This window comes from uncultured Flavobacterium sp., assembly GCF_963974175.1.
GTDB lineage: Bacteria > Bacteroidota > Bacteroidia > Flavobacteriales > Flavobacteriaceae > Flavobacterium.
The window spans coordinates 1-19128 of the sequence record NZ_CAXBBR010000010.1 but is presented as its reverse complement, the minus strand read 5'-3'; the positions used below and the strand labels follow the sequence as shown (position 1 = coordinate 19128).

The 19128-nt window shown below is 37.4% G+C and carries 5 protein-coding genes; 1 reads left to right on the top strand and 4 read right to left on the bottom strand.

The features are described from left to right. Positions 1-30 precede the first annotated feature (30 nt). The gene (locus AAC069_RS14110) at positions 31-486 is read right to left on the bottom strand and encodes a DUF4870 domain-containing protein (protein ID WP_091092129.1); all 456 of its coding nucleotides are present in this window, start codon (positions 484-486) and stop codon (positions 31-33) included. A 198-nt stretch (positions 487-684) separates the two neighbouring features. Between AAC069_RS14110 and AAC069_RS14105 the strand changes: the two genes are divergently transcribed. Then, positions 685-1140, top strand: a complete 456-nt coding sequence (locus tag AAC069_RS14105) for a DUF4442 domain-containing protein (RefSeq protein WP_339921100.1) — start codon at positions 685-687, stop codon at positions 1138-1140. A gap of 72 nt (positions 1141-1212) precedes the next feature. Here the strand turns inward: AAC069_RS14105 and AAC069_RS14100 are convergent, their stop codons facing one another. From AAC069_RS14100 to AAC069_RS14090, 3 genes are all read right to left on the bottom strand, one after another. Continuing rightward, entirely contained in the window at positions 1213-1461 is a 249-nt protein-coding gene (locus tag AAC069_RS14100; RefSeq protein ID WP_339921099.1) for a hypothetical protein, read from the bottom strand. 126 nt (positions 1462-1587) lie between these two features. Beyond that, positions 1588-12696, bottom strand: coding sequence for a PKD-like domain-containing protein (locus tag AAC069_RS14095; RefSeq protein WP_339921098.1), 11109 nt, complete (start codon positions 12694-12696; stop codon positions 1588-1590). Positions 12697-13129: 433 nt separating this feature from the next. Continuing rightward, on the bottom strand, positions 13130-19128 hold a 5999-nt coding region (locus tag AAC069_RS14090), incomplete at its 5' end, for a LamG-like jellyroll fold domain-containing protein (protein WP_339921097.1).

Genomic DNA, 19128 nt, shown 5'->3' with positions numbered 1-19128 from the left:
GATGCCGCTTCCATCAGGGCTAGTGACTCACTATTTGATAAAAGGAATCGTAATTGGGTATTTGTATTTTTCTCCATTAGATGTTTTTATAGAAGCATAAATGATTAGAAAAAACTCGGCTATTTTTAAACAAATAAAAACAAATACAGTTGTTAAACCAAGCGTGATTAATGCTATGTTGTTTTCAAAATTTAAATGATTGATTACAAAACTTTCCTCGTGAAGCATAGCATTCATAGAGACATTATTAAAAATCGTTATAATCAAAATAGGAATTGCGATCAGTGCAAGTGCTATTGTGTATAACAACACGCTTAGCTGGAAATTAAGTATTTGTTTCCCACTGTAGTCTACAAATTCAGACTTGTCTTTTTTTGAAGTCCAAAGTATTATTGGGAAAATATAATTCCCAAAAGGAATAAAATATTGTGTCAATGCACTCAGGTGAGTAAAAGTGGCGATGTTTTTTTCGGTAGTTGCTTCCATTTTTTTTGATTTTTTTGGTTGATGATTGAAACTTTTAGTAATTGTTAAATAGTACTACCTAGTAATTTCTTATGCAAATATATATCTAAAAGACAGTATCTTGTATCGCATAGTAGTAAAAGTTAACATAATTTTAACAAAATAATATTATATGTACGCATAGTATTTTTTCGTACATTAGCAAAAAAACCACTGATAATGAAACTTACAGCGTCTAAACTTAATAAATTTTTATTTTTCAAATTGCCTTCCGCATTTATCTGTGGTGTACGGGTGAAGAAACTTGATGAAACAGATTGTGTTGTGACAGTAAAGCATCGCTGGATTAACCAAAACCCGTTTAATTCGATGTATTTTGCAGTTCAGGCCATGGCTGCAGAGCTTTCAACAGGAGCTTTGGTGATGTATCAAATTCAAAAAAGCGGAAAAAAAATATCAATGTTAGTAGCAAACAACAAAGGGAGTTTTACTAAAAAAGCCACTGGAAGAATAACATTTGTTTGTAAAGACGGTCATTTGATAGAGCGTGCTATTCAAGAATCTGTGGCAACAGGCGAGGGGCAGACGTTCTGGATGAAATCTATTGGAACTGACGAGAAAGGAGTCCAAGTATCAGAAATGGATTTCGAATGGAGTGTTAGAGTAAAAAAATAAATCAGTTTTCAACTTATGATTATAAAAAAAATGCCTCCATCTGGAGGCATTTTTTAATGCGTAAAAAGTAAATTATGCTTTTTTAGCACAACACTTTTTTTCTTCTGTTGCTACCATTTTAGCGTCACATTTTTTTCCTTCAGCTTTACACTTAGCTTGGCATTTTGAAACTTCTGCAGCAGTCATTGCTTTAGAATCGGCCTCTTTAGCACAACATTTTTTTTCTGTTTGCGCTTCTTTGTTAGAGGCAGTTTTTGCTTCTTGGGCACTTGTTGTAATAGTGAATAAAGCAAATGCTGCTAGGATAAGTATTTTTTTCATTGTTTTTATTTTTTAAGTAATTACCAAAATCAAATATATAAATAATTTAATTACTTATTTTTTAAAAATAAGTTAATTATTAGAATAAAATATTCAAAATTGATTCAGCGCTAGTATTTTAGGACTCTATTTTATAATTATTTTTCTACTCAAATCCCCTTTTGTTGTTTTGACTTTAACAATGTATCCTGCCGCACTTACATTTGTAATAGGAATTTTAATCTTGCTTTGTTTTACCTCATCGATAGTCCAATGTGCTATTTTTTGCCCTAATAAGTTAAATAAATCTACAGCAGAAACTTCAGTATCGATAAAATCATTTTGGATGTTTAAAGTCTGATTCGTATTCGAATAGTAAATCAGAATTCCATCTTCTAAATTATTGGTGTCTACGCTAAGTGTTTTGTTTACAAATTGGAGTGAGAAACGTTTGTTGTATTGTCCTATAGGAAGTGAAATAGTAAAATTACTATTTTTTAGATCGTGATAAAGCCCGGTCAAATTGTCGTGTATATATATATACAACCCATCTGGTATGTTTTCTAAAGCGTCAATTTTTATAGTAGATCCTCCTTCAATAGCCACTATTAAACCTAAAGGGACTATTTGACTATCATTAAAGTTTGGTATCGCTTGTATCACGAACTGACTATTACTTAATTCCCAATACATGTCATTATCGTTCATGTCAAACATTGGAGCATCATAACCAATATCAAAAGCATTAGTGGTATTGCTGTCTGCCCCTAATAATAATTGTCTATGTGCGCCAGTAGGGGAGTCAAATCCCAATCTGATTTTTGATCTGTTGTCAGAAACCGTTTCTTGTTTTCTTGATTTTTGAGAATCAACTGTTTTCATAAATTGAGAATTACCGGAAGTTTCTCTCCAGAATTGTCGCTGACTATTCTTAAAGTTTAGGTTGATACCTGCACTTGTTCCTTGAACTGTAGTTGTTGTCCCTGATATAGAAGGGTCTAGTTCAGCATCAACAAAGAACCCTTGGGCTACGGGAATATAGCGCCCAGGTACTTTTCCTACTGAATTAGTAGTATTTGCTGTTAGAGGAGAGTCTGCAATGGCAGGAACTCCTCCAGTCAAGGAATAAGTCGCGTAACCGCCTTGGTATTCGGCTAATAAATGATTATTAGTTAACCCAAAATGATCCCAGAAATAGAGTGCGCCATTAAAAATGTTGCTTCCTGCTCTGCCTTGCAGATTATCCAATATGAATTCATTAGCGTCAAGTGCAGAAGGATAAGGGTTTCCTACGAGATAGGTTTGGTTTAAAGGTAAACTCAAAGCAATAGTTCCGGAATTAGGTTTTCCAATAAACACATAGTTTTGCAATGATGTAATAGGGGCAGTTCCTCCAGTTCCTTTCATGGTAAAACCTTCTCCTATTTTTATAGTACCAGTACTTCCAATATAATTCCATAGATTATAGTCTTGCAAATCAGTATTTGAATTCAGTGTTTGTGTATTGTAAGACCATAACCATCTGTTACTTATTTTTATTGATCCTGAGTTTAACAAATCAGCAAAATAAGCGCCGTCTCCAAAGGTTATCGTACCCGGACTAAAATTTGAAAGATCAGTAAAAGTATTTGTAATAGACGAACCATCTCTCAATACACCTCCAATAGAATAATTAGTATTATTTGTACTTACTGGAGATGACCAGTAATTATAATTGAAACTGTTTTTTTGTCCTTGTTGGTCAATTAATATATTACCAGTTCCTCCAGTAGGATTTGCTGATGTTCCACCTTGAATTAATTGGGCTTCACCGGTCAATCGGATGTCTCCACTTAGTAGCGATAAATTGTTTAAAACAGTTAACTCAAATTTATCCACCACGCTAATTCCCTTAGCTCCACCGGTATTGTTAGTCGTAAGATTATTGAAAGTTTCGTTGGTTTTAATAGTATTGTTGATGGTTTGAATTTGATTCGTTGTTGCTCCATTAAAGGTTACCGTTCCTGTTCCAGGGATGAAAACACCACTATTTCTCCAGTCACGACTAATCTGTAACTCTGAATTATTAGTGCTTACCATAGTTACCGAAGCTGAGGGAGAGACAATCAAATCTCTCGCACTCGCTATAAAGTTATACAAAGTAGCATAAGGTGATGTTCGATCTATTTTAGGCATTCTTTTAGGTATCCCATCATTATTTGGAATGGTTGGAATGTTGGCATCAATAGTAAATGAAGGCAATCCTTGTTCCCAGTTTTTACAATCAAACCAGTCTGTACTAACAAGTCCTGTCCACCAGCCTGCTCTACCAGTTAGAACATTCACGGCTGCAGAACCGGTTATCCCTCCTGGAAAAGGAGAACAGTTATTGTCATTTAAGCCTGTAATAGTATAAGTAACATTGGCTTTAAGATTGGGAACACTGAAAACGTATGGGCTTGCATTTATTCCTGTCACTGTGGTAGGTACTGTACCATTAGTGTAGGTTACTGTCCATGGCGCTACCCCAGTTAAAGAAACAGAAAAAGTAGCTGTGCCATCGTAACAAATAGTCTGGTCAGGACCTATATTAGCCGTTGGTCCTTTATTGACAGTTACAGTTATATAAGATGTTCCATCTACACCATAACTGGTGCATCCATTAAGGAATGAAGTTACTTCATAAGTTGTTGTTACCGGTGGCTTAACAGTCACACGAGTAGAATTGGTGACGCTTACAATTTCATTAGTGTTTAAATTTTTCCATTGTGAAGTTAGTAACGGATCCGGTGCTTGAGGAATTTGAACATTATCAAGTGCCCATGTGCTTCCAATATTAGATGCTTGTTTACCTGCATTATTTACTGTTCCATGGAAGAAAAATTCTAATTTTAAATTTGTATATCCTAAATAAGGATTCAAATCCAAACTTATTTTATTAGCAGGGGTCGTAAACTTATTTTTAGGTCCAAGATTACCAGTCAAACTAGTTAACCTCACAGGAAATGTTAGCCCACCGTCTAAAGAAAGTCTGACTTCGGCGTATGCTCCAGGGTCATTTAATTTATAAGCATGGTCAAAGGTTAAATTGGCAGAAGCCAATCCGATAAGGTCAAAGGTAGGAGTTCGCATGAAGGAATCTCGGTTACCGCGAACAATTGCAAATTTTCCGTCTCCTGAATCATATTCATCGCCAGCATTTCCATTTGTTTCCGAAAATCCATTATTTACTCCATTGTCACCATTTGCAGGAAAAATTCCATTATCTACCGTCCAGCCGGGAGGGTTAGCCGTATTAAAAAGACCTCCACTAGCTAAATTTTGACTGCTTGAAAAACTACTATCCGAAATTAATTCGCTAGTATCCCCTTCACAGATGATAGATGGACTTGCACTTATTGGAGTTGGTTTAATATTTGGTATGATAAATAATGTTGAAGTTCCTGAGTTTGCCGTTGCACAGGAGCCGTTTTGAGTTACCGCTCTGAAAATAGTAGTTGCTGTAATTCCTGTATAAGAATAGGATAAATTTCCTCCATTAAATAAATTAGTCCATGTACTTCCTGCATTAGTTGAGGATTCCCATCGTATAACAGCACCGACATTCCCATTTAACCTAATAACTCCCGCAGAAGAATGGCAGTCAGTTAATCTGGTGGTTCCATTGTTAACATTAGAAGGATTAGTGGTGGATGAAATAGTGGTCGTTCCTCCAACTGTTGCTGCATTAATTGTTACGTCAACACTAAAGACTGTTCCTAGGCAAGAATTTGCAGTTGGAGTAACGGTATAGCGAATAATTCCTGCCGTTGTCCCGGTATTGCTTAAAATTTGAGTAATTGTATTTGCCGAACCATTGCTAAAACCGGTAATTGTGCCACCTGACGGAGTAGTAAGAATTGCTGCTGTCCAAGTAAATGTTGTCCCAGTAACTGTTGAGTTTAAAGCCACATTTGTTGACGATCCACTACAAACAGTTTGCGCAATGGCAGAACCGGTTGGTTTTGGGTTTACCGTAACATCAACTGTAAAAGCTGATCCTGGACAGGAGTTGGCCGTAGGAGTAACTGTATAACGAATTGTTCCTGCCGATGTTCCAGTATTGGTTAAAACCTGTGCAATTGAAGCTCCTGAACCGCTACCAAATCCTGTAATTGTTCCAGCTGTTGGAGTGTTCAGGATTACCGCAGTCCAAGTAAATGTTGTACCAGTAACGGTTGGGTTTAGTGCCACGTTAGTAACTGAACCACTACAAACTGTTTGCGCATTGGCAGAGCCAGTTGGATTAGGATTAACAGTTATGGTTCCACTTAATGAGCTATTAATACAAGTCCCCGCTGTTGTTATGGTATAATTATAATTACCTGCTATAGCTGAAGAACCGGTAATGGTGTAAACTCCAGCAGCAGTATCATATGATCCTGTAAAACTAGCCGGTCCTGGGTTCCAAGAGATGGTAGGATTGGTTCCGCCATTACTTATGGTATATTTTATTGGAGTAATGGCAGTATTAATACATTTTGTTTGATTGTCAGTTCCTGCTCCTAAGGACAAATTAATAGTTGAATCTGGATTGACTGTAATCGTTCCACTCAAAGAAGCGTTACTACAAAGTCCTTGTGTTGTTACGGTATAACTAAAAGTTCCTACATTAGTAGGATTTCCACTTATTGTATAAACTCTAGTACCAACATTGTATGAACCGGTAATACCGGCTGGTAATATACCAGCTGTTATGGAAGCATTAGTTCCACCGCCTCCAATAGCGTAACTAATATTTAGTATAGTATTGACACAATTTGTTGGATTGTCTGACCCTGAAACCGATGATAATACAATAGTTGAATTAGGATTAACGGTAACATCAACTGTAAAAGATGTTCCTGTACAAGAATTTGCAGTAGGAGTAACGGTATAGCGAATAATTCCTGCCGTTGTCCCGGTATTGCTTAAGCTTTGAGTAATTGTATTTTGAGTACCATTGCTAAAACCGGTAATTGTACCGGCTGTTGGAGCAGTTTGTACGGCTGCTATCCATGTAAATGTTGTACCTATAACAGTTGAGTTTAACGCTATGTTTGTTGTTGAACCACTACAAATCGTTTGAGCAGTGGCAGAACCCACAGGCGTTGGATTAACTGTAACATCAACTGTAAAAGCTGCTCCTATGCAAGAGTTTGTAGTGGGAGTAACAGTATAACGAATAGTTCCTGCAGTGGTTCCTGAATTGGTTAAATTTTGCGTAATTGTATTTCCCGAACTATCGCTAAATCCAGTAATTGTTCCACCAGTTGGAGTAGTTTGAACTGCTGCAGTCCAAGTAAATGTTGTACCGCTAAGAGTTGAGTTTAATACTACATTTGTTGTTGAACCACTACAAATAGTTTGAGCAGTGGCAGAACCGATTGGTTTTGGGTTGACTGTTAATATTGCTGCTGCAGATTGTATCGAGGAGCAAGTGTATCCAGAGGGCCCTGAAATTAATACGTCATAAGTGCCGGCTGTCGCCAATGTGGCAGTTGGAATAGTGAAGGTAGTCGCTGTTGCTCCTAATATGTTAACGCTATTTTTTCTCCATTGATAAGTCAAAGGATCGCCGCCAGCATTCGCAATCACTGAGAAACTAACGTTTGGAGTGTCTTCACAAACAGTTTTTGAAATTGGCTGAGATGTTATGATAATGGATTGATCAACATTCAAGGTTACTTGGTTAGAAGTAATAGCTGAGCAAGGTGCTATCCCGCTAACGATTGCATAATACGGACCGTCATCAGTCAAAGCAGCTTGTGCAAAATTTAAAACATTAGCGGTAGCACCAGTTATATTAGACGAATTCACAACGGCTACTCCACTTCCTATTGTTCCTTTGTACCATTGATATGTTAATCCGTCTCCGCTTGCTACTATACCAAAGGTTGCAGGGTTGGAAACACAAACACCTACATTAGATGGCTGAGTATTTATAGCTACTAAACGGTTTATAACCAATATTGAATTGTTTGATGTTAACGGAGTACAAGGGCTCGTTCCCGTTATTACCACATTATAATTATTAGCGGCATCAGTAGTTTGTAAATTCGAGAGGGTTAAAGTTGATGAGGTCGCACCAGCTATATTGGTGCCGTTTACCAAATTAGTGCTGCCTTTTCTCCATTGGTATACTAAGCCTGCACCCGTTGCATTTACGCTTAAAGTGGCTGTACCTCCTGAACATAAAGTTTGGGTTGCTGGAGGTTGGGTTATAATTGAGACTGCTTGATTAATGACCAATGTTGCATTATTTGAAGTCAAGGGTGTGCATGGTGCAGTTCCCGTAATTATCACGTTGTAATCAGAAGCCGCATCACCGCTAACTGTTAGATTTATAGTTAATGTAGCTGTGGCAGCACCTGAAATAGTACCTCCATCAGTTAAATTAGTAGTTCCTTTTCTCCATTGATACGATAAACCTGTTCCTGTGGCAAGTACATTAAAACTTGCTGATGTTCCTGAACAAACGGTTTGTGCTGTTGCTGGTTGAGTACCAATGGCCAGTATTTGGTTTACTAAAAGGGCCGATATATTTGAAGTAACTGCCGAGCAAGGTGCAGTTCCACTGACAACTACAGTATAGCTTGCAGCATCAGTCGAAGCAACATTAGTTATTGTTAAAGTAGATGAAGTTGCACCAGAAATTTTGCCACCATTCACTAAATCCGTTCCGCCTTTTTTCCATTGGTAATTTAAACCTGTTCCAGTTGCACTTACGCTAAATGTTGCTGTACTACCGGAACATAAAGTTTGTGTTGTTAGTGGTTGGGCAGTTATTGCAACGACTTGGTTTACCACCAAAGCGGCAATATTTGAAGTCAAAGGGGTACAAGGAGCCGTTCCTGTAATGACTACATTATAATCAGAAGCGGCATCGCCAGTAACTGTTGGATTTATCGTTAAAGTTGCTGTGGTAGCACCTGAAATAGCCCCTCCATCAGTTAAATTAGTAGTTCGTTTTTTCCATTGATACGATAAACCTGTTCCTGTCGCTACCACATTAAAACTTGCTGATGTTCCTGAACATATTGTTTGTGTTGTTGCAGGTTGAGTACCAATTCCTACTATTTGGTTTACTATAAGGGCTGAAATATTTGAAGTAACTGCGGAACAAGGAGCAGCTCCGCTGACCACTACAGAATAATTTGCAGCATCAGAAGCGGCAATATTTGTTATAGTTAATGTTGATGAAGTTGCGCCAGAAATTGTGCCGCCATTGACTAAATCCGTTCCACCTTTTTTCCATTGATAGCTTAAAGCTGTTCCAGTTGCGGTCACGCTAAAAGAAGCCGTACTTCCTGAACATAAGGTTTGTGTCGTTAGCGGTTGGGCAGTTATTGCAACAACTTGGTTTACCACCAAAGCTGCATTATTTGAAGTCAATGGGTTACATGGAGCGGTTCCCGTAATGACCACATTATAATCAGAAGCGCTATCACTGCTAACTGTTGGATTTATGGTTAAAGTGGCTGTGGTCGCACCTGAAATTGAACCACCATTAGTTAAAATAGTAGTTCCCTTTCTCCATTGATAGGTTATACCAGCTCCTGTTGCTACCACATTCAAACTAGCTGATGTTCCCGAACAAACGGATTGATTTGCTGCTGGTTGAGTCCCAATGGCAATTATTTGGTTTACCAAAAGGGCCGAAATATTTGAAGTAACTGCCGAGCAAGGAGCAGCTCCACTAACTACGACTCTAAAGTTTGCTGCATCGGCTGTTGTAATATTTGTTAAAGATAATGATGATGAGGTTGCTCCAGAAATAGTACCGCCGTTCACCAAATTGACTCCTCCTTTTTGCCATTGGTAGGTTAAGCCGGACCCTGTTGCGCTAACGCTAAAAGTAGCTGTACTTCCTGAACATAAGGTTTGCGTTGCTACTGGTTGAGAAGATATTGCGACTGCTTGGTTTACGGTTAGATTAATTGTAGCTGTTCCAGCTACATTAGGGCATCCAGAACCAGAGGGAGTATTTGTGGTAATTGTTAATATCACATTACTAGTTGTTACTGGTGGATTAGTTGCAGGGGTGTATGTGGCACTTACTAAAATTGGATTTGTTCCGGAAGTAACAATATTTGAAAAACCTCCATTTGGAGCAGACCAAGTTCCAGATGCGGCATTTCCCGTTAAAGTTCCAACTACTGAAATTGAACCATCGGAACAAACTGATGCAGAAGATGGAGAAGCAGTTACTCCATTGAAACCACCAACATTAATCTTATCAGTTTTTGAATTATTATTACCACAAGGATTAAATGCTTGTACCGTAACGTTTTGACCGTTTCCAACAGCTGCTCCAGTGTTTATAGACACAGTAATTGTAGATGTTCCGCTACCAGAGGTAATTGTAAAGCCAGGGGGCAAAGTCCATACATAATACTCCGTATTTGCAAGTGGAGTTACCGAAATAGTAATTGTTCCTGGAGGGCATACTGAAGCTGGCAAAGTTATCGGGTTACCGCCAGTCCAATTTGAGGGAGCGCTAGAATATACATTCATAACAATAGCATTACTTGAAGCTGATGATCCGCAAGTAACACTTGAAGTCATTGCAGCTGTGATGTTTGAACCACTTGCCAACGAGGTAGTTGTATACGTAGAACTTGTAGCCCCAGCTATATTTGATCCATTATTTTTCCATTGATAGACGGGAGTTGGTCCACCATTTACTGGCGTTGCTGTAAATGTAACGCTTGTTCCAGCGGTTGAACAAATAGATGTGGATGTGGATGTAATAGTCACAGAGGGTACTACAGCAGGATTGACAGTGATCGTTCCGGTAGCTGTGGTCTGATTACAAGAACCTGTAGTTGTCACTGTATAAGGAAAAGAGCCACTAGCAGTGGGTGTTCCGTTTATTGTAAATGTTCCGCCACTATAAATGCCATTTACGCCGCTTGGTAATCCCGTTACGGTTGCTCCAGTTCCCCCACCGTTAATGGCAAATGTAATCGTACTAATTGCGGTATTAATGCACCTGGTTAGATTATTTGAACCACCTCCTGAGGTTAAAGCGATTGCTGCATTTGGACTTACTATAATTGTTCCAGTTGCTGTTGCCTGGCCACAAGGACCTGTAGTTGTTATTGTATAAGGAAAAGAGCCACTTGCTGTAGGTACGCCATTTATTGTATAAACTCCGCCACTAAAACTACCTGTTACTCCCGCAGGTAAGCCCGTTACGGTTGCTCCAGTTCCTCCACCGCTAACTGCAAATGTGATATTGGTAATCGCAACGTTAATACATTTTGTTTGGTCATTTGTACCTGCTCCAGATGTTAAAGTAATTGCTGCATTAGGAGTAACAATAATGGTTCCCGTGGCTGTTTTTTGGGCACAAGTTCCAGTTGTTGTTATAGTATAAGGAAAAGATCCGCTAGCTGTGGGTGTACCGCTTATTGTAAATGTACCGCTATTAAATACGCCTGTTAAGCCTGCCGGTAATCCTGTTATAGTTGCGCCAGTTCCTACTCCGCTTACGGCAAATGTAATAGTGCTTATTGCTATATTAATGCATCTGGTTTGATTATTTGTGCCTGCGGCGGAAGTTAAAGTGATAACTGCATCTGGACTAACACTAATGCTTCCAGTTGCTGTTACTTGAGCACAAGATCCTGTGGTTGTCACTGTATAAGGAAAAGTTCCACTAACTGTTGGAGTTCCAGCAATTGTGAAGGTGCTTGCACTAAAGCTTCCTGATACTCCAGCGGGAAGGCCTGATACTGTAGCTCCGGCTCCACCACCACTTATACTATAGCTAATATTCGTTAGTGAAGTATTGGCACATAATGTTTGATTATTTGAGCCAGCTACCGAAGCTAAAGTCATTGCTGCATCCGGATTTATCGTAATTGTTCCTGTAGCTGTAGTCTGCGTACAGCTGCCTGTCGTTGTCACAATATAGGGAAAAGATCCAATTGCTGTTGGTGTTCCACTTATGGTAAAGGTTCCTCCACTAAATGTTCCAATTACGCCTGCAGGTAATCCTGTTACTCCTGCTCCAGTTCCTCCACCAGTTATAGCAAAAGTGATATTGTTTATGGCAACGTTTATACATCTGGTTTGATTATTAGTACCTAACCCTGATGTCAAACTAATTGTTGCTATAGGATTGACCGTTATTACACCCGTTGCTGTTGTTTGGACACAGGTACCGGTTGTTGTAACTGTGTATGTAAAAGAGCCACTCGCTGTGGGTGTGCCGCTAATTGTAATTATCCCTCCACTAAAACTGCCTGTTAAACCTGCTGGTAGACCAGTCACGACTGCTCCGGTTCCTCCACCGCTAATAGCAAATGTAATAGACGAAAGTGGCGAATTAGCGCATAAGGTTTGATTATTGCTGCCGACTCCTGATGTTAAACTGATTGCAGCATCTGGATTGACTGTTACTTGAATAGCGTTGCTAGTTACCATCGCAGGAGAGGGGCATGTGGCAGAAGAAGTAACATCTACAGTAATGTTATCATTGTTTGAAAGTGCGTTTGAAGTAAAAGAGGCGCTGTTTGTTCCAACTAGGATTCCATTTATACGCCACTGATAGGACGGGCTTAGTCCTCCGTTATATAAATTATTAATATTAAAAGTCACAGTAGTTCCAACACAAAATGTTGTTTGCGTAGCTGAAATAGTAACTGATGGAATAAGCAAAGGATTCACAGTCATCGTTAATATATTGCTTGTTGCAGTAGGAGGAAGGGGACAAGTCGCATTGGAAGTCATAACCACTTTTACCTGATTTCCATTAGTTAAGGCAGAAGTTGTGTAAGTTGCGCTATTAGTTCCAACTGGAGTGCTGCCAACGAACCATTGATACGAGGGAGCTGTACCACCATTTGTGGGGCTTGCTGTAAAGATCACAGATGTTCCAGCACAAATACTAGATCCTGTGTTAGCTGAAATAGTTACAGAGGGAGTGATATTTGGGTTTACAGTAACAGTTGAGGTATCAGTATATGCGAAAGTACATCCTACTGCTTTGATATTATAAGTTGTGGTTGATGATGGGGCGACGTTAAATATAACATCAGCTCCGTCAGCTACACTTGTTTTAGTTTCAATAACAGTACTTCCTATTCTTAATTGGTAATCTTGAGAGTTGACACTACCATTTAAAATAATTGTCGCAATTTGCCCACTGCAAATTATGTCATCCGATACGTTTCTTTCAGCACAATCTTGTGCAAAACTGTAAAGCGATTTTAGCAGCAATAAAATTATAAGTAAGTATTTTTTTTTCATGGCACCAACATTTTAAAATCAAACAATCGATAGTTTCATTTAAAATCGGCTAGGAGAAGGCTATGCTTTTTTTAAGTGAAATAGTGTTTTTTTTGTAGTGTAATTATTTTCAAAGAACAATTGGAAATCGGTTCGATTGTTATTCAAAAACATTGAAAGTTTACATATATAAAGATTAGGAACAGATATATTTAAGTCCTTTGTCCTTCAATTAACATATTGAAAATAATGGCTTATATATCTTAAAATTAAGCTTTTAAGCTTTAAATATGCTGATATTTTTTCTATTTCCGATTAAAGGATTTTATCTATCGGTGAATCACATGTTAATAAAAAAGAAGAAAGATTTTTCTTTTTTTTTTGTTCATATAAAATCAAAAAAAAACTGTCCTTTTGGACAGTTTTTTTTATTTATGTTTCCCTTACTTAGTAGTTACGGAATAAGTATTTTAGAACTTAATTCGCCTTTTGTCGTCTTCAGTTTTACAATATATACTCCTGTACTTACATTTTTAATCGGAATTTGAATGTTATTTTGTTTAATGTCGTCTATATCCCAATTTGCCAGATTTTGACCTAAAACATTGAAAAGGTATACTTTGTCTACTGTTGTATCAATAAAATTATTCTTGATGTTTAACATTTCATTATTATTGGTGTAATACACATATATTCCGTCATCTAAAGCAGTTTTACCTACATTATATAGTTTATTCACGAATTGCAATGAGAATCGATTGTTATACTCACCAATTGGGAGCGAAATAGGATAATCATTATTTTTTATGTCATGATAAATTCCAGTTACATTGTCATGTAAATAAATTTCGAGAGTATTTGGTATGTTTTCTAAAGCATCTATTTTGATAATCGATTTACCTTCATTAGCCACACTAAGTCCAAAAGGAATTATCTGGTCATCATTGAAGTTTTGAACGGATTGAATAACAAGCTGGATATCTCCTAACTCCCAGTACATATCATTATCATTCGTGTCAAACATCTGTGCATCGTAACCTAAATCAAATTTATTAGTTGTATTACTGTCTGCTCCAAGTAATAATTGGCGGTGTGCACCTACAGTTGAGTCAAAACCAAGCCTGATTTTCAATCTAAAATCATTTTCTGTTCCTTGATCTTCTGATAAGCTACTTTTTGCACTATTTTTTTTCATAAAAATAGAGTTTACCGGCGATCCTGTCTCTCTAACGAAAATTCGCTGACTATTCTTAAAAGTAATAGTTCCTCCTCCTACTGTTGTTGTTACGCCAGCTCCACTCACTTCAAGATCTAAATCCCCATCTATAAAGAAACCCTGTCCCACGGGTATATAGCGCCCAGGTGTTTTTACTCCACTCGTGCCATCATTTAATGTTAATGAGCTGTCGTTTATTCCTGGTACACCGCCCGTTAAAGTGTAAGTTGCGTAGCCACCTTCATATTCTGCAAGGATGTGACTATTAGATAAACCAAAATGATCCCAGAAGTAAAGTGCACCACCAAATGAGTTTTGACTACCTCTACAATCAAAGCAATCTTTGATGTTGTCTTTTATAAATTCATTTGCATCTAAAGCAGATGGATAAGGATTACCTACTAAATAAGTTTGGTATATAGCTAAAAATAATGATATTGTTCCCGAGTTAGGCTTACCAGTAAAAACATAATTTTGTAATTTTTCTACTGAATAAACACCTCCTGTTCCCTTCATGGTGAATCCTTCAGCAACCCCTATTAGTCCCGTATTGGCTTTGTATTGCCATTGATAATAGTTATCCCAATCAGAATTAGAATCTGGTGTTAACGACTTATAAGACCAAATCCATCTATTGCTTATTTTTATTGGACTTATGAAATCTCCGTCTGCAAAATACGCACCATCACCAAAGTTTATTATTTTTGGACTTGAAGAAACTGTTCCGCCTCTTAAAACGTCAGAAACTGTATAATTGGAATTGTTTGCGCCTCCTCGTTTACTTACAGGCGAAGACCAATAATTATAATTGTAACTGTTTTGTTTTCCTTGTTGGTCACGTTCTATATATCCAGTACTTGAATTTTCAAAAACACTCTCATTAAATTGAGAAGTAATAAAGTTACCACCTGGAGTATCATAATATCCATGTCTTTTTTGTAAGAGTTGTGATTCTCCAATTAAGTCTATTTTACCGTCTAGTTTCAAATATTTTGTTAGCCATAATAGATGTCCAAAATTATTTTCGTCTTGTACACCTGAATTGGTAATAATTAATTCATTTGACATAACGATTAGACCAAGAAGTGTAATGTCTCTAGTATCAGAGATTACTTTGTGACTTGTTACAACGATATTCCAATCTATAGGTTTCGAATTTATTCCTAGACTATTAGGAACATCCCAAACATTAAAATTTGTCCAAGTATTATCAGTGTCCCAAGTTTGATCATTTACTCTAGTTGTATAAGGAATAGGAGCAGTTTGCTGTTCACTAGAATTGATGTTACGAAGTCTACCACTTACCCCTTTATAAGCTGATAAATCACCACAAACAACGCTCATACGATAATAACCTATAAGGTCATTCCATACTAATTCAACGTCTTCTGCACCATCTAAATCACTATCTGCACCATAAATTTTTGTAGGTATAACAACACCACCTACATCTGGTCCTAAGGCAACAATTTCTTGATTCATCATTTGCCTAATATTCTCTACTGATAATGCTTTACTCCATATTTCTAATTCATCAACCCAGCCATTAAAATAATTAGTAGGTACACTTGGTGACACTTGGTACATTGCGCCTAAAATTGCTTCAACATTAATTGCGGTTAGAGCAGGTGCTGTACCATTTACAGATCCTAATTCTAAACCATCTACATAAAGTTTATAGGTTGAACCATTAAAAGTTACTGCTAAATGATACCATCTACTAGTATTGATTGTATACGCTCCGGATGTTACTGAACCAGAACCAGAACCATTGTACCAATTAAACTTTACTTGACCATTAACAATACTTAAATCATATCCTGTAGTATTATTAGCCGCATTTTTTCTTGAAAAAACAGTACTTGTATTACTTACGGAATTTGGTTTAACCCATACTTCGATACTGAAATCATTATTTAAGTTGTAATTATTTTTAAATGTAACAAAATCATTAACTCCGTCAAAATCGACAGTTTTACAATCTATTACAGTAACATTGACATCATCATAACATCCATTTATTAGGGTCCATCGTAAGGAATAACTTCCTGGGTCGGCAGTAAAGATTGCATTTGGATCAGTTGTACTAGAAAAAGTAGCAGAGCTACCACAAGATGATGAACTAGAACTAATAATAGACCAAGCTCCTGTAACACCAGTACCTTTATAGTTTATACTTCCCATCGTAATGTTAGGTACGACATAGAGATTGCTTTTCCATGCTCCTTTATCGTAATTTTCAACAGCTGTTATTCTGTTGTCATAAGCGTTTAATTTTAAAGTGTTGTCTCCACAATTACTTGTTAACGGCATGTAATCTTCCCCCGCATAAGCTAAACTTGTATTTATGTTAATGAAATTTGTACCATCATTATTATTTGTTCTACAGCCATTAACTAATGTGGTTACACCATATTCTCTAACTCCAGGTGTGACTGGTGTAACAATTGCCGTAGTACCTCTAGCTATCACAGTACCATTTTCATCTGTCCATTCTAATTCGTCATCTACTCCAGCAAAATTAAAACCTACGGCATCAATAGCCCATCCACTTGCTAGAGCATTACCAGTGCCGCAGTTAACGTTATCAGGGTTTGGAATGTTAGAACTACTTACTGTTCCACAACTTGAAGTACTACCAGTAAATTTAAACATAACACGTAATCCTGAAAGTCCTGCATAAGCCCCTAAACTTACGGTGGCAGGCATCATTCTTGGGTCAGTTCTACCTATGCAATTATTCCCTGGTCCCTTTGCTAGTTTGACTCCAGTAGTAGTCACGCCATCTCGAGAATCAAAATCAAAAGGTTCATTTGTAGAAAGTTGTACCGTATAAGTATTACCAGAATCAAATGAAAGCCAAATTTCACCATATCCTCCATTACAGAAGTAATAACTTGTTTTGAAATTTAAAATAGCTTCACTAGCTGTCATACCAATAGTGCTAAAAACGGGTGTTTCTAAAGAGGTGTAATTTCCTAGAGCACTAGTATTTCCTACACCATGGGCAACAGCAAATTTGGTATTGTCTGTAGTATCATAGTTAATACCACTAAAAGTAGCGTTGTTATTTGAATTCGTTTCTTTCCATGATTCTTCATTACCGTTATCCCCACTAGCAGGGAAAAAACCATCTCTTTTGTTTACTCTCCATCCGTCAGGCTGCGCATAGTTAAACTCACCACCCTCTCCAAATTGGCCATTAGGTTGGTCAAAAAAGCTTTCAGCAATTACAGTTACTGAGTCGCCTAAACAAATATCTAAAGCGGTATGACTAATAATTATAGGTCGTTCGTCTGGTGGTAAAAATCGTACATAGGCTTCAGCAGATGTTTTGATAAGTGTTGGATCAACTGAATCTCTAATTCTAAGACGAACAAAAGTGTCACTAAGTAATCCTGTTAGTGTATATTCTAATAATCCTGCGGTACCAGATAATACTATCCATGTTTCACCGTTGTCATTGGAGTATTCCCAATTTTCAATATCTGAAGCTTGTAAATCATAACTTCCTATCGCTTGTATTGTAAAATGAACGTCTTTAGGTACTGTTATTCCTCCAGGACAAGCTGTTGCTTCAATAAGTGCAGCTGGAGGTTGTTGATTGTCTGGAACAGGGTTTATAATTTGTCCTGTTAAATATGTGAATTGGTTTTTAGGTGGCTCTACAGTAATTGTTGCGGTACAAGTATTTGAATTCCCATGAATATCAACGGCGGTTAATACAGTTGTAGTAGTATAAACATTAGCTGACTCTGGGAATTCACTCGGAGAAACACTTAAGCTTGCGATTCCGCAAGCATCATTTGTACCATTATCGACATCTGAAGCCTTTATTGTGGCAACTCTAGTAATAGCATCAACTACCACAACAAAGTTTTTACAAAGCATCGTAGGAGGAGTGTTGTCAACGATTGTTATTTCTGCCTGACAACTATCACTATTTCCTCCATTATCATAAACTGTAAACGTTACTGTTTTTGTTCCAATATCAGCACAATTAAATGAGTTAGGTGATATCGTCATATTTACAATTCCACAGTTGTCAGAGGAACCGTTATTTAAGTTAGAGGCCGCTACAGTTACCGTTCCATTTGCAGTTAAGTAAGCAGTATAGTTTTTACAGACTGCTACTGGCTTTATATTATCTGTAGGAATAACTTTAAAAGTACAGCTACTTGTTCTGTTAGAATAGTCTTTAGCGGTTAATGTTACAGTTGTTATTTCTGTAATTATTGTACCTGGAGCTGGACTTTGGGTAATAGTTAGATTATTATCACAATTGTCGGATGTGGAAGCAAAAGTTGTATAATCTAAAAGTGTAAATCCACAATTCGTATTAAAAAAAACATTTTGATCACTAGGACAGCTGATTGTTGGATTTTCATTATCGATAATTTCCACTATTTGATTACAAGTAGCAGTCAATCCTGAATTATCAGTTGCAACCCAAGTAACTGTGGTAGTACCTATAACGAATAGGTGAGTAGCAGGGTCGATAATAGTACTGCCTATTTTAGCAGTTATCGAGACAGTTCCGCAATTATCGGTAGCTGTAGGAGAACCGAGATTTACTGTTGTAGTACAATCTCCAGTTCCGTTAGCACTAGTATTAGCGGTTTTGTTTCCAGGGCAAGATGTGATGATTGGATTTTCATTATCTGTTACTATAACAGTTTGATTACAAGAAGCAGAAATATTTCCAGCTTGATCTATAGCTGTCCATACCACTGTACTAGTTCCTTTCCCAAATAAATAAGTAACAGGGTTTATAGTTGTACCTTCCACTTTAGCGATAAAAGTAAAGTTTCCAGTAGTCGTACAATTGTCTGTCGCTATTGGGGTACCTAAAGAAACTGTGGTTGTGCAGTTGCCCGTTCCATCACTGTTAGTATTTGCTGTTGCAGTTCCCAGACAAGTAATGATGGGCTTGGTTACATCTTTCAACGTTATTGTAAAAGTAGTAGTATTTGTATTTCCATTCCCGTCATTAGCAGTTATGGTAATGAGTTGAGTTGAGTTATGTCCGCTAATCACGGTTCCAATAGCTGGCGATTGTGTTTTATTGATACTTCCCTCTGCAGTACAATTGTCTGCAGCAGTAGTTAAACCAGTATAATTTGGAATTACGAAGCTACAAGCAGTGCTTAAATTTTCGGTAAAACCAGATACATTAGTAAGTGTTGGATTGATGTTATCAGTTACAATTACAGTATATGAGCAATTGGCAGTGTTTC